The organism is Flavobacterium sp. KACC 22763, assembly GCF_028736155.1.
GTDB lineage: Bacteria > Bacteroidota > Bacteroidia > Flavobacteriales > Flavobacteriaceae > Flavobacterium.
This window is the reverse complement of sequence record NZ_CP117879.1, coordinates 2,200,299-2,222,938: the sequence shown is the minus strand read 5'-3', so window position 1 is coordinate 2,222,938 and position 22,640 is coordinate 2,200,299. Positions and strand designations below refer to the sequence as shown.

24 protein-coding genes are annotated in these 22,640 nt (G+C 34.4%); 13 read left to right on the top strand and 11 right to left on the bottom strand.

Annotated features, from left to right (window positions below; translation table 11 throughout):
• Positions 1-188: 188 nt before the first annotated feature.
• Positions 189-557 (top strand): SpoIIAA family protein, encoded by a 369-nt coding sequence (locus PQ463_RS09090; RefSeq protein WP_111376802.1) that lies wholly within the window; start codon positions 189-191, stop codon positions 555-557.
• 67 nt (positions 558-624) lie between these two features.
• Here the strand turns inward: PQ463_RS09090 and PQ463_RS09085 are convergent, their stop codons facing one another.
• Genes PQ463_RS09085 through PQ463_RS09075 form a run of 3 tightly spaced genes read right to left on the bottom strand, consistent with a single transcriptional unit; the run spans position 625 to position 1,857 of the window.
• Complete coding sequence (locus PQ463_RS09085) at positions 625-897, bottom strand: PrgI family protein (protein WP_111425639.1); 273 nt, start codon at positions 895-897, stop codon at positions 625-627.
• Between the two features lie 39 nt (positions 898-936).
• Positions 937-1,335, bottom strand: coding sequence for a hypothetical protein (locus PQ463_RS09080; RefSeq protein WP_274257426.1), 399 nt, complete (start codon positions 1,333-1,335; stop codon positions 937-939).
• A 33-nt stretch (positions 1,336-1,368) separates the two neighbouring features.
• A complete protein-coding gene (locus PQ463_RS09075) occupies positions 1,369-1,857 on the bottom strand; it encodes a hypothetical protein (protein ID WP_274257425.1) in 489 nt (162 codons plus the stop codon).
• A 341-nt stretch (positions 1,858-2,198) separates the two neighbouring features.
• Here PQ463_RS09075 and PQ463_RS09070 point away from each other — a divergent pair, with 341 nt between their 5' ends.
• The gene (locus PQ463_RS09070) at positions 2,199-2,672 is read left to right on the top strand and encodes a CinA family protein (protein ID WP_274257423.1); all 474 of its coding nucleotides are present in this window, start codon (positions 2,199-2,201) and stop codon (positions 2,670-2,672) included.
• A gap of 97 nt (positions 2,673-2,769) precedes the next feature.
• The gene (locus tag PQ463_RS09065; RefSeq protein ID WP_274257421.1) at positions 2,770-3,198 is read left to right on the top strand and encodes an NUDIX domain-containing protein; all 429 of its coding nucleotides are present in this window, start codon (positions 2,770-2,772) and stop codon (positions 3,196-3,198) included.
• A 3-nt stretch (positions 3,199-3,201) separates the two neighbouring features.
• On the opposite strand, the gene PQ463_RS09060 is transcribed toward PQ463_RS09065, so the two are convergent.
• Positions 3,202-4,116: a DsbA family protein gene (locus PQ463_RS09060; RefSeq protein ID WP_274257420.1), complete on the bottom strand. Its 915-nt coding sequence runs from the start codon at positions 4,114-4,116 to the stop codon at positions 3,202-3,204.
• A 281-nt stretch (positions 4,117-4,397) separates the two neighbouring features.
• On the opposite strand from PQ463_RS09060, the gene PQ463_RS09055 reads away from it, so the two are divergent.
• The 6 genes from PQ463_RS09055 to PQ463_RS09030 all read left to right on the top strand — a co-directional run bounded on the left by PQ463_RS09055 (position 4,398) and on the right by PQ463_RS09030 (position 8,752).
• Positions 4,398-5,096 carry an SMI1/KNR4 family protein gene (locus PQ463_RS09055; RefSeq protein ID WP_274257418.1) on the top strand — a complete coding sequence of 233 codons (699 nt, stop codon included), beginning with the start codon at positions 4,398-4,400 and terminating at the stop codon, positions 5,094-5,096.
• Positions 5,097-5,127: 31 nt separating this feature from the next.
• A complete protein-coding gene (locus tag PQ463_RS09050) occupies positions 5,128-6,477 on the top strand; it encodes a DUF6138 family protein (protein ID WP_274257416.1) in 1,350 nt (449 codons plus the stop codon).
• Between the two features lie 25 nt (positions 6,478-6,502).
• Complete coding sequence (locus PQ463_RS09045) at positions 6,503-6,877, top strand: hypothetical protein (protein WP_274257414.1); 375 nt, start codon at positions 6,503-6,505, stop codon at positions 6,875-6,877.
• Between the two features lie 9 nt (positions 6,878-6,886).
• Complete coding sequence (locus PQ463_RS09040; protein WP_274257413.1) at positions 6,887-7,543, top strand: Imm19 family immunity protein; 657 nt, start codon at positions 6,887-6,889, stop codon at positions 7,541-7,543.
• A 111-nt stretch (positions 7,544-7,654) separates the two neighbouring features.
• The gene (locus tag PQ463_RS09035; protein ID WP_274257412.1) at positions 7,655-8,131 is read left to right on the top strand and encodes a TlpA family protein disulfide reductase; all 477 of its coding nucleotides are present in this window, start codon (positions 7,655-7,657) and stop codon (positions 8,129-8,131) included.
• A gap of 6 nt (positions 8,132-8,137) precedes the next feature.
• On the top strand, positions 8,138-8,752 hold the full coding sequence (locus tag PQ463_RS09030; protein WP_111376792.1) for a thioredoxin family protein: 615 nt from the start codon (positions 8,138-8,140) through the stop codon (positions 8,750-8,752).
• A 140-nt stretch (positions 8,753-8,892) separates the two neighbouring features.
• Here PQ463_RS09030 and PQ463_RS09025 read toward each other — a convergent pair whose 3' ends face one another.
• From PQ463_RS09025 to PQ463_RS09010, 4 genes are all read right to left on the bottom strand, one after another.
• A complete protein-coding gene (locus PQ463_RS09025) occupies positions 8,893-10,122 on the bottom strand; it encodes a PQQ-dependent sugar dehydrogenase (RefSeq protein WP_274257409.1) in 1,230 nt (409 codons plus the stop codon).
• Positions 10,123-10,472: 350 nt separating this feature from the next.
• The gene (locus tag PQ463_RS09020) at positions 10,473-10,766 is read right to left on the bottom strand and encodes a DUF3861 domain-containing protein (protein WP_274257408.1); all 294 of its coding nucleotides are present in this window, start codon (positions 10,764-10,766) and stop codon (positions 10,473-10,475) included.
• An 18-nt stretch (positions 10,767-10,784) separates the two neighbouring features.
• Positions 10,785-11,516, bottom strand: a complete 732-nt coding sequence (locus PQ463_RS09015) for a LytR/AlgR family response regulator transcription factor (RefSeq protein WP_111376789.1) — start codon at positions 11,514-11,516, stop codon at positions 10,785-10,787.
• Positions 11,513-12,559, bottom strand: a complete 1,047-nt coding sequence (locus PQ463_RS09010) for a sensor histidine kinase (RefSeq protein WP_274257406.1) — start codon at positions 12,557-12,559, stop codon at positions 11,513-11,515. Before PQ463_RS09010 ends, PQ463_RS09015 begins: the two co-directional genes overlap by 4 nt.
• A gap of 266 nt (positions 12,560-12,825) precedes the next feature.
• Here PQ463_RS09010 and PQ463_RS09005 point away from each other — a divergent pair, with 266 nt between their 5' ends.
• The 4 genes from PQ463_RS09005 to PQ463_RS08990 all read left to right on the top strand — a co-directional run bounded on the left by PQ463_RS09005 (position 12,826) and on the right by PQ463_RS08990 (position 19,264).
• Positions 12,826-13,980: an efflux RND transporter periplasmic adaptor subunit gene (locus tag PQ463_RS09005; RefSeq protein WP_274257403.1), complete on the top strand. Its 1,155-nt coding sequence runs from the start codon at positions 12,826-12,828 to the stop codon at positions 13,978-13,980.
• 5 nt (positions 13,981-13,985) lie between these two features.
• Positions 13,986-17,156: an efflux RND transporter permease subunit gene (locus PQ463_RS09000; protein WP_274257401.1), complete on the top strand. Its 3,171-nt coding sequence runs from the start codon at positions 13,986-13,988 to the stop codon at positions 17,154-17,156.
• 18 nt (positions 17,157-17,174) lie between these two features.
• Complete coding sequence (locus PQ463_RS08995) at positions 17,175-18,581, top strand: efflux transporter outer membrane subunit (protein ID WP_274257399.1); 1,407 nt, start codon at positions 17,175-17,177, stop codon at positions 18,579-18,581.
• A gap of 179 nt (positions 18,582-18,760) precedes the next feature.
• Entirely contained in the window at positions 18,761-19,264 is a 504-nt protein-coding gene (locus PQ463_RS08990) for a hypothetical protein (protein ID WP_111376784.1), read from the top strand.
• Between the two features lie 314 nt (positions 19,265-19,578).
• Here PQ463_RS08990 and fucP read toward each other — a convergent pair whose 3' ends face one another.
• The 3 genes from fucP to PQ463_RS08975 all read right to left on the bottom strand — a co-directional run bounded on the left by fucP (position 19,579) and on the right by PQ463_RS08975 (position 22,619).
• Positions 19,579-20,883 carry an L-fucose:H+ symporter permease gene (fucP, locus tag PQ463_RS08985; RefSeq protein WP_274257398.1) on the bottom strand — a complete coding sequence of 435 codons (1,305 nt, stop codon included), beginning with the start codon at positions 20,881-20,883 and terminating at the stop codon, positions 19,579-19,581.
• Between the two features lie 127 nt (positions 20,884-21,010).
• Positions 21,011-21,454, bottom strand: coding sequence for a MaoC/PaaZ C-terminal domain-containing protein (locus PQ463_RS08980; RefSeq protein WP_274257397.1), 444 nt, complete (start codon positions 21,452-21,454; stop codon positions 21,011-21,013).
• 91 nt (positions 21,455-21,545) lie between these two features.
• On the bottom strand, positions 21,546-22,619 hold the full coding sequence (locus tag PQ463_RS08975) for a Gfo/Idh/MocA family protein (RefSeq protein WP_274257396.1): 1,074 nt from the start codon (positions 22,617-22,619) through the stop codon (positions 21,546-21,548).
• Positions 22,620-22,640 lie beyond the last annotated feature (21 nt).

Sequence of the window (22,640 nt, the reverse complement as noted above, 5' to 3'; positions counted from 1 at the left end):
CTAACGTAAAGTATATAAATCTTAGCATCTTAGCATCTCAGAAGCTTAGCATCTTAAAAAAATATAATAAACGAATAGTTAAATGTAAGTGTTATCTGATTGATAATGAGTATCTTTGGGTTGATGTTAAATATTGAAGAAATGTTCCAAATAAAACCTCATAAATTAACTAAAAAAGAATAAAAATCATGATACATCAAATTGATACCACAGATAATATTGTTGCCTTTAGAGCATTGGCAGAAGTGACAAAAGAAGACTTTGTGACAGCAGTAGCTCCAGCCGTTGAACATTTGGTAAAACAGACTAATGAAATTAATTTTTTATTGGTTTTAGATACCGATATTGAAAATTTTACGACAGGTGCTTGGCTGCAAGATGCTCTTCTTGGTTTGAAAAATCTTGGAAAATGGAATAGAGCAGCTATTGTTACCGATACTGACGAAATCATTTCTTTCACAAACGGATTTAGCTACATTGTTCCAGGTGAGTTTCGTGGTTATAAAAAAGTTGATTTTAATAAAGCATTAAACTGGGTCGAAGGAAATATAAACTAATTTAGCCTAAATGAAAAAGAGCGCTTATAGTAAAATAAGCGCTCTTTTTTATGATAGTTTATAAGGATTAGTGATTATATTCGATACCGCTGCTTGCCTGAGCATCAATTTTTTCTTTAGATATTTGACTGTATTTTTTATAGCAAGCCGATGCTAAAATTGGTAATGCAAGACTTCCTACAACAGCACTTGCTTTTTTATGTCCTGTTTTATTCAAAACTGCCGATGCTAAAAGGGCACCAACGCCTGCAAATACCATTTGTTTTACTGACAGATTTAACGGTTTGCTTTCAGGTTTAATTCCGTGTAATAATGGGTCTATAAAATTCAAATTCTCCATAATGCCAATTAATTTTTAATTATATTTATTTGTTATTTATTAATTTTTACTGTTTTCAGTGTCAGTTTCACTTTCAATTTTCTCAATTTCGACCTTTTCCTTTTTTATAGCTTGGCGCAATAGAGCAAAAAGACTCATATAAACATTTGTCATAAAGACCAGAGAAAACCCTGCCAAAATATATCCTCTCCAGTCATTTAACAAAAGTTTATAATCGCAGATAACCAGAAAGGCAATTGTAACATAATGACTGAAGCAATATTCACAAGTGAGAAGATAAAAGAACTTTCTTGACAGTATGTATTTGTCATTTTTAGAATGCCTGACACACCATTCATGCGGTTCTCTAAAAATCTCTTCGTGTGTGACAGTCCAGCTAATACAGGCAATTGGAATTGCTAATACAAAAAGCCAGACAATTTGAATTGCTATGTCCATAAATTAATACATTACAATTTACGATAATTTTGGCTATTCTCTAGGATGATTTTCGGGATAATGTTCTGCGTCAAAATCATCCAATTCTTCATCCTTATCAAAATCCTCGTCTTTTTCTAGATCATTTTCGTAATCTAAATCAGGATGATATTCATCGTTTAAATCGTCTTTTGTGCCATCGTTTGTAATGGCATCATCTTCATTAATGATTCTTTCCTGATTCGGAATATTTTCTGCTCGAATAGTTTCATGAGGTTCAAAATCTCCTTTTGAATGCAAAGAATCTTCAATAAATTCTTCCTGATACTGATACGGATCTTCATCTCGTGTATAATTGTCATCGTCAATCACCATATTTTGCTCATAATAATCAGGGTCGCTTTCGCCAAATTCTCTATTGTCATGTTTTTTCAAAACTTGTCTGAACTCATCCTCATTAGAATATGTTCCGTCAACAAGAGTATTTTGTTCAATATAATCAGGATCAAACTGACCATATTCATGGTTGTGTTGCTTTTCCATAATACTATTTTTTTAGATTATTACTTTTTCAAAATCGAACCTTCTTAAAGAAGACCAGTTAATTCTTTACAGTTTACTGTAATTGTCTTATTATAACTTTTATTAGTCACGGCATTTGTGCATTTACATTATTTCTAGGCAGCGTACTATTTGACTGTAAAAAGCTCTATTTACAAAATTACCACATAATCAGAAAGAAGTTCTTATAAAAAAATAAACGATAGTTGCATAATTAACAGTTACTTATAATATAATTATTGTAAGAAATTATGTAAGTTTACTACATTAGAACAATCTACATTTGAAGTTGAACTTAATGTGTAATTAAATTTAAAATCAATATGGCATCAGATAAGGTAACCGCATGCTGTCAAGCTTTGATAGAAAAGAACTTAACAATATCATTTGCAGAAAGTGCCTCTGCTGGAAAAATGTGCTATGAGTTTTCGACAGTTCTTAATTCCGGAAGAATTCTCATAGGCGGAATAGTATGTTATCATACTTCTATGAAAGAAGATTTACTTCATATTCCGTGGGGAACTATTGAACAATATAGTGCAGAATCTGCTGAGGTTACCAAGTTGATGGCGCAAAATTTTTACCGCTATATTAATTCAGATATTTGTGTGGGTTTAACAGGACTGACTACACCAGGCGGAAGCGAAAGCGACTCAAAACCTGTTGGAACCATTTTCATTCATATCATTTTTGGCGAAAAACAAATTGCCAAGCGTTTTGAGTTTAAAGGAACTCCCGAAAAAATTATTAATCAAGCAATAGATGTTGTGGCCGATTTGGTTTTGAAAGAGATATAAAAAAAAGCTATTAGAATAGTAAAAGCCGTAAAGAAATTAAACTTTACGGCTTTTTAATTTTTAAATTTGCATCTAAAGAATTTTGATTTTCTCATTTATGAAACCTCTCTCTAGTTTTAACGTAAGAGCTTATGCGATTTGCGAAAACGATAATAAGATTTTAGCACTTTACGAATATCACAAAGGCAAATTATATTGCAAACTTCCAGGTGGAGGTGTAGAATTTGGCGAAGGTATTCTAGATTGTCTGCACAGAGAATTTGAAGAAGAGCTTAATGCTAAAATCGAAATCGTTGGCCATCTATATACGCAAGAACATTTTGTTGAATCTATTATTGATGATGGAAGACAGATTCTTTTGGTTTATTATATCGTAAAAATTAGTAATCTTGAAGAAATGAAAATCAGTACATCAGATATAAGCAGATTTGAATGGATTGATATCAATGAAAATCCGTTTGTTTTACCAATAGATAAAATTGCGCTTGCCAAATACAGAGAACGATTTAACATTCCCAATCAGTAAAGTTTACTTTTTAATATATAGCGAACCATTTTTGATTGTCTTTTTACCCAATAAACCTTGCTGATATAATTTCTCTAAAATAGAAGTGGCTTCAGAAGTCGATTTATCCAAAATGACAGCATATTCTTTTGGTGCTAATGTTGGAAAAATTTCAAACAAATCTAGCGGATTTTCATTTTTAATACTCTTCTTTTTTGCTTCAGGAAATAACGCTAGTAAAGCATTTTCATAAGAAGCATAAGGTTTAGAACCGTAAACAGTTAATTGATTATTATCAGCGTTGGCTAAAAATAAAGTTGGAAAACCTCGTACACCAAGAGTTTTTCCTAAATTTAAATCTTCTTGAAAAAGTTCTTCGGCATCATCATAATCTGCTTTTAGTTTCGGAACATCTAGACCTGCGATTTTTGCAGCTTCTGCTATATTTTCCCATTTGGCAATATTCTTTTTATCTAGATAAAGCTTTTCGCGAAGAATACGCATAAAGTTAACTGCTTTTTCTTTATTCTGCATTTGCGCTGCTTTCATAGCAATACACGACGGATATGAAGAATCTAACGGATCTTCAAGCCAAACATTTCCATCAATGGGCATTTCGTAATACAAACTAGCTTCGTCCCAATGGTGTGCAACATCAGATGGTTTGCTTATTCCGCCACTGTTATAGCTCCAATCTGGCAATAAACCGCCCATTCGATAATCAATTTCAAAATAATCGCCGTACTCTAGTTTTAATTTTCTAAGCTGAGGTTCAATTCCCCAACAAGAAGAACAAATAGGGTCGGTATAGTAAATTATTTTGACTGGTTTATTTTCTGTTGGAATAGCTGTTTTTTCATTCGATTTTTCGCCAGCAGGCATTTCGCACATTCCGCTTACAGGATCGCATAATAACGGATTTATTTTGTCTTCGCTCATTTTTGAATTTGTTTGTGATTGGCAGCTTGAACTGCAAACCAGGATTAATAGTATCGACAGTATTTTCATAATAGTTTTTAAAAGGTACTCTCGGATTTATGAATTTATTGCAAAGTTGAGCCGAATATCATAGCCAGTCAATTAGTCAAAAAAACATGACTAGAAAATATATACTAGTTTTAAGAAATTGCTTTTGCATAAAAGTGAGATTATCATTATAAAGTAATTGCAGGCTTGTAATTAATTGTTTATTTTTCACTTCGTAAAAATAGAAGCCAAAGATGAATTATATTCAAAAGATTAAACGCCTTTACCGCCTATCTGAAAATGAAAACTACGGATTTTCAGAAAAACAGATTCTCGATCTTGAGAAAAGATTAAATGTAAAACTTCCTTCAAAGCTCAAAGAATATTATTTAGAATTAGGGAAAGGAGAAAAGCTAAATTACTGTTTTAACAGACTTTTGAAACCTGAAAATGAAATCGGATTTTCAGATGATGATTTTCTGGTTTTTTATGAAGAAAATCAGAACGTAGCTTTTTGGGGAATTAAAAAAGAAGATTTATCACAGGATAATCCGCCAATATATGGCAATTACGACACAATAGAAAAATCAGATTGGGAAATAGAAATTGAGACAACAGAGAACTTTTTTCTTTTGATGGCAGTTTTCAACGGTACTTTGGGTGGACTTCAATTTAACGGAAATTATTTAGGAGAAATTGATTCTGAAATTGTAAAGATGGTTGAAGAAAACTATGCGCTTGTTCCAGAAATTAGCAGAGAAAATCAAAAGATATATACAGCTGATTTTTATGATATAATAAGTTTGTCATTCGATCAAGAGAACAACTGTACAGGAGCTTTTATCGGATCAAGCGATCAGGAACGATTTGATGCCATTCTTGATCTTGTTGATATTGATTGGTCTTATCTGTCTTATGATGATGAAGAATATGATGAAGACGATGAGGAATAATCAAATTAAAAATGTGACAATAAAATAAACAATGAGAGAATTAAATTATTTAGTAAAAATAGAAGGCAACGAAGCGCTTTTAGAAAAATTCATTGAAGCGATTGATACTAATACTGTTAAAATAGATAAAGCATATCCAAATCCGTACGTATTAGATTCGGGAGAAAAATTTCTGCTATCACCCATAATCGAATATTTTTTCCAGACGAGACCTTTTTCAAAAGAGTTTTACATTTCGTTTGTTGAAAAACTAAGAAAGCTTAATGGATTCGATAGCTACCGTTACACATTAGGATTGCAGGCAGAAGAATTGGTTTTTAATAGTTTTGAAAGAGTAAAAAAAGGTAAATACAAGATTTTTATACCCAAAACAAAAGAAGAACTTCCGAAACCCATATTGACGGAAGAACAAAAAGATCTTTTAAGTTTTATATGTTATATCGCTGTCTCACACATTAAATATGGGCCAAGTTATGCCACAGTTACGGCAAATGAGTATTTTGATGTTGTGACAGAATTGGGTTCTGATGAAGTAGAACAGCTGAAGAAAAACGGAACGGGGAAAATTCCAAAAGAGTTGACCGAGTACAAAGACAAAGATTTTACAGGAAAAGCAAATGATGTTTTTGCTAAAATAAGTCTTAAACTGATTACCGAAACAGAAGAAAGTTACGCAAAAGCAATGCATTTCGTAAATAACCTTCTAAAATCTGATTTTCCTAAAAGTTTCGAAATTAGTTTTTCATCAAAAGGAAAAGAATTGCTTCCTATAAAAGGGCTTCCAAAATGCGGACAGAATTATTTTTTTGCTGGAGCGGTAAAATATCCAAATCTGCATAAAAGCATTTTAGAATACATTGATCTTACAAAAAAGAAATACGAATGGTACACCAATCTTGAAGCTGAAAATTGTGCTATGCCTTCGACTTTTGCTGTTTTTGCTTTAGGATTACAAGACGAAAAAAATTTTGATACACTAATAGATTATTATCAAACAATAGATGGAGAACATCAGTCTATTCAGCAGAAATTTACACCAGTGTTTCTGGAGAAATTCGGAATAAACGAAAAATCAATTAAAGTCTATATCAATGCTGTTTTATCCATGCAAGAACATCCGCATAATAAGGTTTTCACATCTTATTTTACAAATGAAAATAGCTTGAAGTTATTATTGGATAGTAAAGAGAATTTTGTTTCGTATTATTTTACAGAAGAAGATTTAAAAGAATATTCAGATAGTGGGACTAATGTTCAAGAAATGGCAGATTATTGTTGGGAAGGTGTGATGTATACAACATTTGGCGAGAAAAAGAATTTTGCTAAAATTAGCAAACAGCTTACAAATGGAGAAAAACAAATCTTTGAAAAACTTTTGTAACAAGAATCTATATAGTTGATGTTTTATGGATAAAGAGCAGTTTAAAAGTAATTTATTTCAGACCATACAAGAAGCTGTAAACGAATTGAAAAATAAAACAATTCTCTTTACTATAACTCCAATTAAAGAAGAGAATGCAAAATATAATTCAATTGATGATTTTGCTCGATTATGGATTTTAACAGAGAAAAATCTAAGTAAACAATTTACCTTAGATGAGGTTGTAGATCTTTTGGCGTTGCCTAATTATAAATATCCATTGTGGATAAAAGTGATTTTAAGTGAACGAACAAATGAAAACATAATTTTTGAGTTAAGAATAAGCATGAGATTTAGAACGCCTACACAATTAAAACATAGTGAAGCTGGATATCTGCCTTTTGTTTATGAATTTAAGTAAGATTTAAACATGAATAAACCAATACAAATTGAAGAGCTTACTAATAACACTTTTTTCTGGAAGTATTATTTCTGTTGGTCGAGAGGCTATGATGAAAAAGAAGAACTCAATATTGATGAGGTTTTGGAAGTTGTAGAAACAAATGAAACTGAAGCTTATGAATGGGAATGGAAGTTTTTCAATCAAAACGATATAGAAGAAAATCCTAGATATGTTGCGGGCAAAATTAGTGATGATTTAAATTATGCCATTGAATTTGCTGAATACGAAATCAACTTTTTTCTAAACGATATTTACATCGGCAATTTAGGCGGGCATTTTGAAGCTTGGTTTTTTACGATGGATGAGTTATTGGCTTTTGAAAAATATCCAAATCTATTTCTTCTTTTTCTTCCAATGACAGGAATACAAGAAAATGAAAAAGCTGTTTTAAAACCCATAATGGTAAAACATTTAAACGCAATTCCAAAGTTTGAAGCACATTCAGAATATATTTCAGACTGTATTTTAAATGGATTAGTAATGCAATCTCCTTTTGTAGAAATAAAAGATATCGGATTGACAAATACCGAAAATCATAGTGTAAGAAACATAACAGATTATCCGCGCTACAAAGAAGATGTAACGAAATTGAATAAGGTGTTGAAAAACAGTTTAGTACCTTAGAATCTTAGCCGCTTAGCGCCTTAAAAAACTCATTAAACTTTCATTAACAAAAAGTAATTTATCATTATTTTATATTTGTAGGAAACAAATTAATCCTCAAGCATTCTTCTCATGAAAATAAAACCTTTTTTCTATCTTTTTTTATTCGGTATTATTTCAGTTTCGGCTTATAGTCAGAATGTGAAACTGCTAAATATCAATCAGCTTAATGAGAGAATCAAAAACGGAAAAGACAGTACTTACGTCGTTAACTTTTGGGCGACTTGGTGCGCGCCATGCATAAAAGAACTGCCGCATTTTGAGAAATTAGGAGCAGAGCATAAATCAGAAAAACTGGCTGTTTTATTGGTGAGTTTAGATTTTAAATCGAAACTAGAATCAAATGTGATTCCGTTTGTAAAAAGGAAAAACTTAAAAAATGAAGTTTTTCTTTTAAACGAAAGTAATCCTCAAGAATTTATTGATAGAATTGATCCAAGCTGGTCAGGAAGCATTCCAGCAACCCTTTTTATTAAAAATGATAAACGAAAATTTGTTGAAAGCGAATTTACCTACGAACAATTATTAACTGAATATAAAAAACTGTAAACTATTATGAAGAAAATAATCTTATTACTAGCATTAGCATTTTCTGCTTTTCTTTCTCATGCACAAAATGCTGTAACACTTAAAGCGGGCGATGCGGCTCCAGATTTCAAACTGAAAAATGTGGACAACAAAGAAGTTTCTTTCGGAACTTTTAAAGATGCAAAAGGATATATTGTTGTTTTTACTTGCAATACTTGCCCATACGCAATTGGATATGAGCAGAGAATTATCGATTTGGATAAAAAATTCAAATCGCAAGGATATCCAGTAATCGCCATAAATCCAAACGATCCAGAAGCTTCTACTGCAGATACTTTTGCTAAAATGCAAGATTTAGCTAAAGACAAAAAATATTCTTTCCCATATTTATTTGACCCAGGACAAAAAATTACCGATGAATATGGAGCAAAACGTACACCTCATATCTTTATCGTTTCTAAAACAGCAAAAGGAAATGTTGTAGAATATGTTGGAGCAATCGATAATGATCCAGAAGGAAATAATCCTCAGAAAATTAAATACGCAGAAGATGTAATTGCATCATTAAAAAGCGGACAGAAACCAGCCATTACACAAACCAAAGAAATTGGCTGTACTGTAAAAAGAAAAGCAAAAGCTTAAGTTTTTTGTTTCAAGTTTAAAGTTTCAAGTTTTATTCTGTTGCGTTTAACTTGGAACCTGAAACCTGAAACAAAAAAAATAATAAAATACAAACGCCCCAAATATGGGGCGTTTCTTTTGGCATGTATAGATGAACAAGTTTACTTTTTATCTATTCTATAAAGTCTTCCTTGATCGGTAACGGCGTATAATGCTTCATCTTTTCCTTGTGTAATATCTCTAAATCTTTGTCCTTCTCCGGCCAATAATCTTTCTTCACCTGCCACTTTATTGTCTTTAAAGGCTAGACGCACAATATGCATACCGCTTAAAGCGCCTATAAATAAATTATTTTCCCATTCTGGAATTCGTTTTCCAGCATAAAACGTCATTCCGCTTGGTGAAACTACAGGATCCCAGTAATAAACAGGCTGTTCCATTCCGGTTTGCTGTGTAATACCTTCTCCAATTTTCGTACCACTATATTCAATTCCGTAAGTAATTGTTGGCCAGCCATAATTTGCTCCAGCTTTAATTCGGTTAATTTCGTCACCACCTCTTGGGCCGTGTTCACTTTGCCATAATTCTCCTGTAGTAGGATGCATAGCCAATCCCTGCGGATTTCTGTGGCCAATAGTATAAAGTTCTGGTAAAGCTCCTGTTTGTGTAAAAGTAGGATTTCCTGGCGCTGCTTGTCCACTTGTTGTAATATGTACAATTTTGCCTAAACTGCTCGTTACTGATTGAGCCAATGGGCGTGTTTCTAGCACAGATCTTTCGCCAATGCTTACAAATAAATTTCCGGTTTTATCAAATAAAACTCGGCCGCCATAGTGCAGTGTACTTGAGTTTGGAGTGTTCGAACGATAAATAACCGTTGCATTTTCAATTGCTTTTTCATCGTCTGAAATTCTACCTTTCGCGACAGCGGTAATATTTCCGCCAGCAACAACTTCAGAAAAAGCCCAATAAATCATTCGGTTAGTAGCATATGCAGGATCAAGGCAAATTCCTAATAAACCACCTTGGCTATCTGGATTAACGGCAGGAACACCCGTTAAGGCATTGCTGATAACGCCTGCTTGAGTTACGATTTTAATTTTTCCAGCTTTTTCAGTAACCAAAAGACGTCCGTCAGGAAGATAGGCAACTCCCCAAGGAGCGCTTAAACCGTTGGTGATTACTTTAGATTCAATTTCGGTGGTAGTCTGAATGCTTCCTGCGCGTGTTTGTCCTGAGAATGCGGGCTGATAAGTGGTGTTTGCTGTTCCTGTTTCTACAGGAGGTCCTGTTGGTCCTGGATCTGTGCCTCCTTCAGTATTGTCGTTATTAGAACAACTGCCCAAAGCTAGAATTCCAGCAAGAATAAATATACTTTTTTGAATTATCATAATGCTTTCGTTTTAATGGTTAAAATTAAATTTTTGCATTATCGAACATTTCGAAAGTGAAGATTGTGGATAGAGATTCAGTAATGTTGAAATGGTCAGTTTCAAATGAATGCTCTGTTTTCAATTAAGAATGCCTAAATGCTTATGCCATTTTATGTGAAGCAGTAGAATTTCAAAAACAGAAATTAAACTTCTTTTGGAAAAAAGCATTTAGTGGGACATGCCTAATTGGAACGGCAAATTGTTATAAAATATTGCCAGTAAGAATTGGATTGTCTTTTTCTTAGCAGAAATTTAACATTCCAAAATTTAACAAAAATAGGGTTGAGGCCTTATTTTTAAAGAAGGTTTTAAAGACTTTTTAATTTTTTCATAAAGACAGGAAAAACTTCATTCAATTCTTCAAAAAGAGGGTTTTTGCGATTTTTTATTTTGATTTCACTGAACAATTTTAGTCCTAAAGCAAATTGAGTCGCTTCTGAATCATTTGCAAAAATGTTCTTTTGTTTAATTTTTTCTATAATTCCAAAGATCTCGTCATGATTGTCAAATTCAATTCCAAGTTCTCTTGCAGGTTCAGTCTCACCGTTTGCATATTCCTTAAGACTTAAGGTAAGGTAATATTTGTTTGATCTTTTTTCCATGATTTTTGTATTCTAATTTTATTTAAGCCATTTATCGACCAATGTTTTAAAGGCTTCTTTATATTGTTCGCCAACTGTTATTTCTATTTTATCAATAAAAATGGAGTTTTTACTAATGGCGCTTATTTTATCTAATGAAACAATGAAAGAACGATGTACACGCATGAATTTTGAAGAAGGAAGTTTTTCTTCTAATGCTTTAAGCGAAATCAGAGACATTAAGGCTTTCTGAGAATCTTCAAGATGTACTTTTACATAATCTTTTAAACTTTCTATGTACGTAATATCTTTTAGCGAAATTCTGACCCACTGATATTCTACTTTCAAGAATATAAATTCGTCATCTGCAGTAATTGTACTAAACGTATTATTGGCTTCTTCAGCTAATTGTAAAACTTTGCTTGAAGCGCGTAGAAATTCTTCGTAACTAAAAGGCTTTAACAGATAATCTACAGCATTTACTTTGTAACCTTCAATTGCATAATGATTGTAAGCCGTAGTAAAAATGATTTTTGGCAATGGTCCAGCTTGGTCTTGTATTAATCTTGCCAATTCCATTCCGCTTAAATTGGGCATATTAATATCCAAAAAAACAACGTCCGGTTTTGCTTCCCTGATAAGACCCAAGGCATCAACAGCATTGTCGCAAGTAGAAATTAATTCTAAAAACGGAGTTTGCTCTATAAAGGTTTCTACCAATCTTAAAGCCAATGGTTCATCATCTACTGCTATACATTTTAATACTGTCATTGCTCTAAATTTATCTTCAACTTAATTTTATATGTTCCGTGATCGGTAACTCCAAAAGAAATAAAATGCTGATTCGGATAAATCAATTGCAATCTTCGTTTGGTGTTGGTTAAACCAATTCCGCCTACACCAGAAACCGTTGTTTTTTCAAAATAAGTATTTTCAACTTCAAATTCCAGTTCGCTTCCATTTTGCGTAAGCTTAATGTAGATCTCACTTTTATCAGTAGCGTGAACGCCATGTTTAAAAGCATTTTCTACTAAAGGTAGTAATAACATCGGAACAATTGGGTAATCATGTATTTTTTCGGGAATATCTGTCGTAATAGTCAGTTTGCTATTGGCTCGAAGTTTCATTAATGCAATGAAATCTCTCATAAACTCAGCTTCTTTTAGCAGCGTTGTTTTCTCTTCTGTACTGTAAAGCAAATAACGCATCATTCGGCTCAAGGTGTGAAGCGCGTTTCGAGAATCTTCAATATCAGTATAAGTAAGTGAATAAATGCTGTTAAGGGAATTAAAGAAAAAATGCGGATTGATTTGCGCCTTAAGCATTGCTAATTCGGCCATTGTTTTGTCTTGTTCCAGTTTTTGTTTGTGCAGTGCCGCTTTTTGCCAGTGCTGCAACATTGCCCAGCTGGTGCCTATCCCTAAAACCAATAATGTCAAGGTAAAAACGTAGTTGTCGAAATAAGGATTTTTGTATTTTTTAAAACCAATGGCTTTCATAATCTGATTATGAAGATCGGTTTGTGAAGTGTAAAAGTAAGCAATGAGCTGCATGGCAATAATAGCTGCAAACGCCCAAAGCAAAAAGAGTGAAGTATTGTCTTTTATGATGGTTCTAGGAACAACGAGTTTTGCTGTAGAATAAAAGACCACCATGAGTAAAAACAAGATGATCGTTTGCCAGAGCCAGAATACTTGCGGAAGTACAACATTCCAGGTAAGTGGAATATAAAACAGCATAAGATACCCTAATAGAGACCAGCCAAGAATATGTAATCCGGTAAATAAATAAGGTCTGAAAATATTCGGTGTCATTACGATTTATGATTTATACGGACAATATTACATTTTATTTGAATACAAAATTTTAGCAATCGCTAAACCCCGAATTAGAGTCTCTAAAAAGCATTTTAGAGCCGACAAGATAAAAATTAAACACTTGTTTAATATTTTAAAAAATTCCATCGGTTCTCATCTTACCTTTATCGATTGTCTCTTGCTCTTCGTCTATTTGAAAAATTTCGTGTGTTATATTTTATTTCTTTTGTTGGCATATAATCGATAATTACACATTTTTCACAATGAATAAGCAATCATTTTTAAGCATTCTCGCAGCATCACTTATTATCGCTTCTTGCGGTAAAAATGATAAATCGGCTCAAGCCGGAGGTGCGCCGCAGATTAAAGAATACAAGACTGTGACTTTACAGACAAAATCAGCGACATTAAACAGCGATTTTCCTGCTAGTATACAAGGACAGCAAAACATAGAAATTCGCCCTAGAGTTGAAGGCTATATTGATAAAATTTTTGTTGATGAAGGTGCTGTAGTCAAAGCAGGGCAGCCATTGTTTAAAATCAGCGCTCCAGAATATGAGCAGCAAGTTCGTACTGCAACAGCAAGTATAAAAAGTGCTCAAGCAGAAGTAAGTACAGCAAAACTGGCTGTAAACAAAGTGAAACCATTGGTTGAAAAAGGAATTATCAGCAAATACGATTTAGAATCGGCTCAATATACTTATGAGTCAGCCATGGCATCTTTAGCGCAGGCAAATGCAGCTCTAGTAAATGCTAAAGTAAATTTAGGATATACAACTGTAACAAGTCCTGTAAATGGTGTTGTAGGTTCAATTCCTTTCCGTTTAGGAAGTTTGGTAAGTTCTAACACAGCAGAACCTTTAACAACAGTTTCAAGTATTGGTAATGTATACGCTTATTTTGCAATGAACGAAAAAGTACTGCTAAATTTTACTAAAGACGCAGGAGGTTCATTAAACCAAAAAATAAAAAGTATGCCGGCAGTTTCTTTACTGCTTTCAGACGGTTCAGCTTACGATCAAAAAGGAAATATTGAAACCGTAAACGGATTAATTAATACAGAAACAGGTACGGTAAATTTTAGAGCACGTTTCCCAAATCCAAAAGGAATCATCAGAAGCGGAAGCAGTACAACAGTTAGAATCCCCAAAGAAGTAAAAGACGGAATCATTATACCTCAAAGTGCCACATTTGAACTTCAGGATAAAATGTTCGCAGTTGTTTTAGGAAAGGACAAAAAGACAAGAAATGCTAATATCACAGTATTGGACAACTCGGCAGGAAACTATTACGTGGTAACAAGCGGATTAAATCCTGGTGATGAAATCGTATTGGAAGGAGTAGCCTCATTAAAAGAAGGAACTGAAATTAAAGCCCAAAATCAAAGCCCGGAAACAGTTTACGCCGATTTAAAATAAAAAAAATGTTTAAAAGATTTATACAAAGACCCGTACTCTCGACGGTAATATCTGTTATTATCGTTATTTTAGGTGTTTTAGGCCTAATAGAGTTACCGATTTCCCAATATCCGGATATCGCGCCACCAACGGTAAACGTTGCGGCAAGTTATACTGGAGCCAATGCCGATGTGGTACTTAAAAGTATCGTAATTCCGCTTGAAGAGCAGATCAATGGTGTAGAAAACATGACGTACATGACTTCTACAGCAACAAATGATGGTAACGCATCGATCAAAGTTTTCTTTAAAGTAGGAACAAATCCTGACTTAGCAGCGGTAAACGTTCAGAACAGGGTTTCTAGAGCAACAAGTTTATTGCCTGTAGAGGTAACTCAGGCGGGGGTTACAGTAACCAAAAGTCAGAGTAGTAACTTATTGATTTTCTCTTTATACAGTGATGATAAAGCTTACGATCAGACGTTTCTTCAAAACTATGCAAAGATCAATCTTGTACCGCAAATTCAACGTGTGGTTGGGGTAGGAGATGTAACCGTTTTTGGTGCCAAAGATTACTCAATGAGAATCTGGCTTAAACCAGACGTAATGCAGCAATACAAACTGATTCCGAGCGATATTTCAGCAGCTTTAGCAGAACAAAATATCGAAGCAGCACCGGGTAAATTTGGTGAAAATGGAAATCAGGCATTTCAATATGTAATTAAATACAAAGGTCGTTTAACAAGCGCTCAAGAATTTGAGAACATTGTTATCAAATCTGTTGGAAACGGACAGATGTTAAGGCTTAAAGATGTAGCTAAAGTAGAGTTAGGATCTTTAAGTTATGCTCAAACGATTAAAACAAATGGCGTAGAATCAGCAGCAATGGCGATTAGCCAGACTCCTGGATCTAATGCGCGTGATGTAATTATCAATTCTAAAAAACTGATTGAAGAAGCAGCAAAAAGTTTTCCAAAAGGAATGAAATACACCATTATGGTGGACGTTAACGAAAACTTGGATGCTTCTATCGAAAAAGTAATTCACACTTTGGTTGAAGCCTTTATTTTGGTTTTTATCGTAGTATTTATTTTCCTTCAAGATTTTAGATCGACTTTAATTCCGGCAATTGCGGTTCCGGTTGCGATTGTGGGAACGTTCTTCTTCCTGAATCTGTTTGGATTTACGATCAACTTATTGACGCTTTTTGCGATGGTACTCGCCATTGGTATTGTGGTCGATGATGCGATTGTCGTCGTCGAGGCCGTTCACGCCAAACTGGATCACGGATATAAATCGGCTAAAAAAGCGACAATTCATGCAATGGACGAAATTTCGGGAGCGATTATTTCGATCACCTTAGTAATGGCCGCGGTGTTTATTCCAGTAACCTTTATTAACGGATCTACTGGGGTATTCTACAAGCAATTTGGTATTACATTGGCTGTTGCTATTATTCTTTCGGCGGTAAATGCCTTGACTTTGAGTCCGGCTTTATGTGCGCTTTTATTGAAACCGCATGCTGATGATCATAAACATAAAAGTTATTTACAGCGTTTTTATACTTCATTTAACGTGGCATTCGACAATGTTACAGCACGATACAAACGTTCTGTAAGTTTCCTTTCTGCGAAAAAATGGATTGCTCTAGCTTCTATTGTAATTGCTGGTGTTGCATTAGTTTATATGATGAAAACGACGCCATCTGCTTTCGTGCCTTCTGAAGATCAGGGAACAGTTTTTGCTAATATCAGCTTACCGCCATCAGCTTCTATGGAACGTTCAGACATCATGGCTAAAAGAGTAGATAGTATTGCGAAAACCATTCCAGGAGTTAAAAATACACTTCGTATCGTAGGTCAGAACTTTACTGCTGGAGCAGGTAGTGCTTACAGTATGGTTATTGTAAAGTTATATCCTTGGGATCAGCGAGAGCTTAGTGTTGATGATGTCATCGGGCAGCTTTTTGCAAAAACAAGCGGTATTCGCGAAGCCAATATTTTCTTTATTTCACCTCCAACGATTCAAGGTTTTGGACAAAGTGGTGGATTCGAATTCCAATTGCAGGATAAAGGAGGACATACAACTTCTGAGTTCTATAAAGTCAATAACGAATTCTTGGCAAAATTATCAGAGCGCCCAGAAATTCAATATGCGACAACGCCATTTAACCCTGGTTTCCCTCAGTATATGATGGATATTAATTTAGCGAAAGCGAAAGATGCGGGAGTTTCGGTAAATACGATTCTGTCAACCATGCAAGGTTATTACGGTGGATTGTATGCTTCGAATTTCAATAAATTCGGGAAACAATATCGTGTAATGGTTCAGGCAGCTCCAGAATTCAGAACGAATACAGAAGGGTTGAATAAAATTTTCGTTAGAAATAGCGCAGGAAACATGGCGCCAATTACTGAGTTTGTAAAAATGACGAGAGTTTTTGGACCAGAATCTATTTCGAGATTTAACTTATTTACGTCAATTTCGATTACGGGAGCGCCAAAACCAGGCTACAGTTCTGGAGATGCCATTAAAGCAATTCAAGAAGTGGCGGCAGAAAATCTTCCTGCAGGTTATGGGTATGAGTTTTCGGGTTTAACACGTGAGGAATTAGCGTCAGGAAGTGAAACGATTTTCATTTTCCTTTTATGTTTGGTTTTCGTTTATTTCTTATTGAGTGCACAATACGAAAGTTACATTTTACCATTTGCAGTATTATTATCGATTCCGTTTGGATTAGCAGGAGCGTATTTATTCTCGATTATTTTCAAATTGAATAGCAACATTTACCTGCAGATTTCCTTAATCATGCTGATCGGACTTCTGGCGAAGAACGGTATTTTGATTGTCGAATTTGCTTTGGATAGAAGAAGAAAAGGACTTCCGATTGTGCAAGCGGCAATTGATGGAGCAGTAGCGCGTTTACGTCCAATTTTGATGACTTCGTTTGCCTTTATTTTAGGATTAGTTCCGTTAATGTTTGCTTCTGGAGCAGGAGCTGTTGGTAATAAATCGATTGGTACTGGAGCAGTAGGAGGTATGTTAATCGGAACAATTTTAGGAGTATTTGTTATTCCAGTTCTGTTTATCATTTTCCAAACTTTACAAGAAAAAGTAAGCGGTCCAGCAAAAGATGGTTATGATGATGAAGACGACGATGAAGACGAAATTCATTTAATAGAAACTCACAAAGAGTAAATTTAAATTACAACAAAAATGACGAATAGTTCAAATAAATATATTTTACTGGTAATGACAGCCGCACTTATTAGTGCGTGCTCTGTTACCAAGAAATACGAACGTCCCACAACATTAAAAACAGACCAACTGTATCGTGATCAATCTACGACTGATTCGACTACAATTGCAGATATGCCTTGGAACACTGTTTTTAAAGATGAAAAATTAAATGCATTAATTCAAAAAGGTTTAGAACAGAACTTGAATCTGAAAAATGCAATTGAGAATATTGTTCAGGCAAGAGCTTCTTTGCGCCAGAGTAAATTGGCTTATTATCCAAGTTTGCAATTGGACGCTAATGTGACGCATAACAAACAATCTCAGGCAGGATTAAACTTTCCGGCAGGAATCAATATTAATACCTTAACTACAACTTACAAATTAGGCGTAAGCAGTTCTTGGGAAATTGATGTTTGGGGAAAATTAAGCAGTTCTAAAAGAGCAGCTTTGGCAACTTATTTGGCTTCTGATGCTGCAAAACAAGCAATTCAAACGCAATTAATTGCCGATATTGCCAATAATTATTTCTTGTTATTATCGTATGATGAATCGTTAAAAATTACGGAAGAAACATTAAAAAGCCGTATAGAAAACGTTGCAACCATTAAAGCTTTAAAAGAAGGAGCAATTGTAACAGGTGCTGCGGTTGTTCAGAGTGAGGCTAACCGGCATGCGGCTGAAGTTTTAATCCCAGACTTGAAGCAAAGCATTCGTGAAACTGAAAATGCTATAAATATTTTACTTGGACAAGGGCCTGGACCAATTGATAGAGGTGTTTTGGGAACACAGATTATTCCTGAAAAAATTGCAATCGGAATGCCTGCTCAGTTATTAAATAACCGTCCAGATGTCCGTCAAGCGGAATTTAATTTCAGAGTCGCTTTTGAGTCGACTAATTTGGCTAAAACTTATTTTTACCCAAGTTTGACGCTTACAGCAAGCACAGGATTTTCAAATTTAGAATTAAATGATTTCTTCAGCCATTCTATCTTTTATTCGATTATTGGAGGATTAACACAGCCTTTATTCAATAACGGCTTAAATAAAATGAGATTGACTACAGCCCAGTCACAACAATTACAAGCATATAATAATTTCCAGCAAAGTCTTTTAGTAGCAGGTCAGGAAGTTTCAAATGCCTTATATGCGTACCAAATGGCTGTTGAAAAAGAAGATTCTAGAGCCAAACAAATTGCAGCTTTAGAAAAAGCAGTAGACTTTACACAAGAACTTTTAGAATATAGTTCTGCAACTAACTATACAGATGTACTTACATCGCAACAAAACCTTTTAGCAGCGCAGTTAAACGGAGTAAATGATAATCTGCAAAAATTGCAAGCTGTTATTAATTTGTACAGAGCGTTGGGTGGTGGTTGGAAATAATTGTTTATAATGATAAAAACCGTCTCAAAATCTGAGACGGTTTTTTGAAAAGTACATCGTTTAAAAAACACTATTCGTCGATTAGTTTCGTAATTTTGTATAATGAATGCTTGAATCACAAATCTTTGGCATTAATTTCGATTAATATCTATTACAGTTAACATTTAAATTCTAAAGACATGAAAAAGTTAATATTCGCCTCAGTGCTTTTTATGAGTGCATTTTTTGCTCAAGCTCAAGTATCAGTAAATGTAAATATTGGTACTCCTCCAAATTGGGGGCCGCAAGGTTACGACAACAGCAGATACTATTATTTGCCAGATATCGATGTGTATTATGATATAAATCAAAGCGTATTTATTTATGCCAATAGCGGAAAATGGATTCGTGAAAGAAGACTTCCGTCTATATATAGAAACTATGATTTGTATTCAGGATATAAAGTAGTTTTGACTGATTATAGAGGAAATTCTCCTTATTATTATCATTCAAAACATAGAGCTGAATATCCGAAAGGTTACCACGGTAAACCTCAAAAAAATAGAGGTGAAAAGCCAAAAGGCAACAACGGAAACCACTATGGAAATGATAAAGGAAATAGTGGGAACAATGGCAACGGAAACAGCCAAGGAAAGAATAAGTCAGACAAGAACCACGATCACGGTAATGGCAAACACCATTAATAAACATGACTAAAAGAAAACGCCTCCAATTGGAGGCGTTTTTGATTTTTTATAGCCACTAATTGCACGAATTAGCACGAATTTTATTTTTATAAATAGTGTAATTTAAGCTAATTTTCAGCTAAAATGAATTGCCTCCAGCTTTAGCTGGAGGTTACTTGATTCTACATTTATTGGCTTTAGCCAAACTTTTGCGCCTAGTTTGGCTAAAGCCTTTTATTTACATAAACAAAAAACCTCCAGCTAAAGCTGGAGGCAATTGATATTTTAAAAATAAAAATTCGTGTTAATTTGTGGAATTAGTGGCAAAAAAACTATTCAGAAACCGTTTTCACTTTATGTCCAATAGCTCCAAAAGAAAGAATAATCAAGAAACAAACTAGTGGAATAATATACCCAGACTGAATGTCATCATGATTCATATCGATTAAAGTTCCCATTCCGTACGGAATAATTGCTCCACCAACGATTGACATTACTAACCAAGAAGAACCCGTTTCCGTGTTCGATTTTAAGCCTTTAATTCCTAAAGAAAATATAGTTGGGAACATAATTGACATAAAGAACCCGATTCCGCCAAGAGCATAAATAACAACAATTCCAGAACCGTAAATGGCAACTAGACATAATAAAACACTCATTACGCAATAGATTGACAATAAAACATAATCTTTTACAAAACGTAAAAAGAAAGTTCCAATAAAACGTCCTGCCATAAAAAGGAAACCGTAGATTCCTAGATAATATCCAGCCGTTTTTTCGTCTAATCCAGCACCTTGCTGTGCAATTCTGATAAAGAAACTTGTTATGCAAACCTGTGCACCCACATAGAAAAATTGAGCTACAACACCCCAGCTTAAATGTCTGAATTTTAAAACTGAGAAAAATCCTGGTTTAATTTCAGCTTCTGCGTGAGTAGCTTTCATCGATGGCAATTGTACAAAATAAAATATAACAGCAACTAAAACTAAAATACTTCCTAATACGATATAAGGCATTTTTACAGAAGCCGCTTCACCCAATAAATAAGCCGCTTTTTCAGCCTCTGGCATTGCCGCCATTTGTTCTTTTGTATGATTGGTTCCAGAAAGAATAAATAGCGAACCTACAATTGGAGCAACCATGGCAGCCAGTCCGTTAAAAGAAGCTGCTAAATTCAATCTTTTAGAAGAAGATTCTGCAGGTCCTAAAATTGCAGCGTAAGGGTTTGCACTAGTTTCTAAAATCGTTAAACCACATCCAATTACAAAAAGGGCAAATAAAAACAATTCGTAAGTTCTAGTATTAGCTGCTGGAACAAACAAAAATGCTCCTGCTGCAAAAACTAATAATCCAGTAATGATACTGTTTTTATAACCAAATCTTTTAATCAGCATTCCAGCTGGAATCGCCATGATAAAATAAGCAAAGAATACAGAAGTATCAATTAGAGTAGACTGGCGATTGTTTAATTCGCACGCTTTTTTCAAGTGCGGAATCAAAACTGAATCTAAGTTGTGGGCCATTCCCCACAGAAAAAATAGGCATGTAACGAGGATAAAAGGCAATAGATATTGCTTTTGATTTCCTCCTTCTGTTGGCACTTCATGTAGATCGCCGGCTTGGTTTGTAATTTGCATTCGTGTGATAGTTTTAAGTTGTTTTTTAGTGGTTCTCGCAAAGTCGCAGAATCGCAAAGTCTTTCAAATTGCTTTACTTTTAACTCTGCGTCTTTGCGACTTTGCGAGATTGTTATAAAGCTAATATTTAAGGTTTTCTTTTCACAAATAAAAGGTGATCACAAACAAGAACTACTTCACCTCTTTGGTTAATAATTTCCACGTGTTCTGTAACAGCTCCCATTTCAGGATTTTTGGCTTCTCCTTTTTCAGAAATAGTAACTTCGGAATGAATAGTGTCACCAATATGAACTGGTTTTACAAAACGCATTTTGTCGTAACCTCTAGAAAAAGCTTCAGGATTTATTTCAGATGCTGTTAATCCGATTCCGATGGCAAAAACCATGGTTCCGTGTGCAATTCTTTGTCCGAATGGTTGAGTTTTGCACCATTCTTCGTCCATGTGATGTGGGAAGAAATCTCCTGTGTGCCCGGCATGAACCACAAAATCAGTTTCTGTAATTGTTCGGCCTAAAGTTATTCGTTTGTCGTCGATTTGATAATCTTCGAAAAAAGTTGATTTAAAATACATAAGTTATTCTTTTTATTCGTCAGCTCAACATCGCGTTTGTTTTGAAGAGGACTTAAATTTTGTTTTTTGGTTTTGAAATATAGTGTTTTAATTACACTTCTTCAAAAGAAATTCCGCCGTTTTTGTTACTTTCATAACAAGCTTCTACAACTTTCATTGTTCCTAAAACATCCTGAACGCTGGCAGATAATACTGAGTCAGAACCCTCTTTGTAACGCATCAGATTAGACATTGCGCCAATAAAAGCTTCTGGAAACCACGAACCTTCTAGTTTTACTTCTGTCCATTCGTATTCATTTTCATTATCTTTTTTTGGTAAAGCGTACTCAAAAACGTCAGGAAGACCGTCAGGATAGTTCATAAGCAATCCCATTTTTGCTTTAACAGCGCCCTTTGTTCCTTCCCATTTAATGTAGCTTTCTTCGTGTTTTGGACCAAAATGATGATCGTGATTCGTATTGATCACAACATGTTTATCTTCGCCATAATCCAAAATAATCGTAGATCGGCTTGATGATAATTTTTTAAGCGGATGTTTGGCCGTTTTTGCCAATACACTTTTCGGATTTCCCAGAAAAGATCGAATGCAGTCAATGTAATGCACACTGTGGAAAAGAATCTCCAATCTCGGATGTTCTTTAATTAAAGGAAACAATTCCCAAGGCGTATTTACGGTAACTTTAAATTCTAAATCGTATAATTCGCCAATAATTCCCTGATCGATTAAATATCTGGCTGCACTTACAAAAGAAGCAAAACGTAATTGGAAATTGATTGCAGTAACCAGATTTTTTCTTTCGCAGACTTCGACAATTTCACGAGCCTGAGCCAAATCATTTCCCATTGGTTTCTGAATCAAAACTGCAGCTCCGTCTGGCAATTGTTCTAAAATTTCGATGTACTGATCAGGTAAAACCGTAATATCGTAAACAGCGTTTGACGGCGCATTTTTAACCGCATCGGCAACACTTTCAAAAACATGATCGATTTTGAATTGTTTCTGTAAATCGTATGCTTTCGAAATCGTTCTGTTGGTAATGCCAAAAACTTTAAAACCAGCCATTTCGTAAGCAGGAAGATGGGCATCTTTTACAATACCACTTGCTCCAATAATTACAATGGGCTGTTCTGTTTGAGGAAGTAAAGGTTTATATTGAATATTCATTTTTTCTATATTTTGAAATTA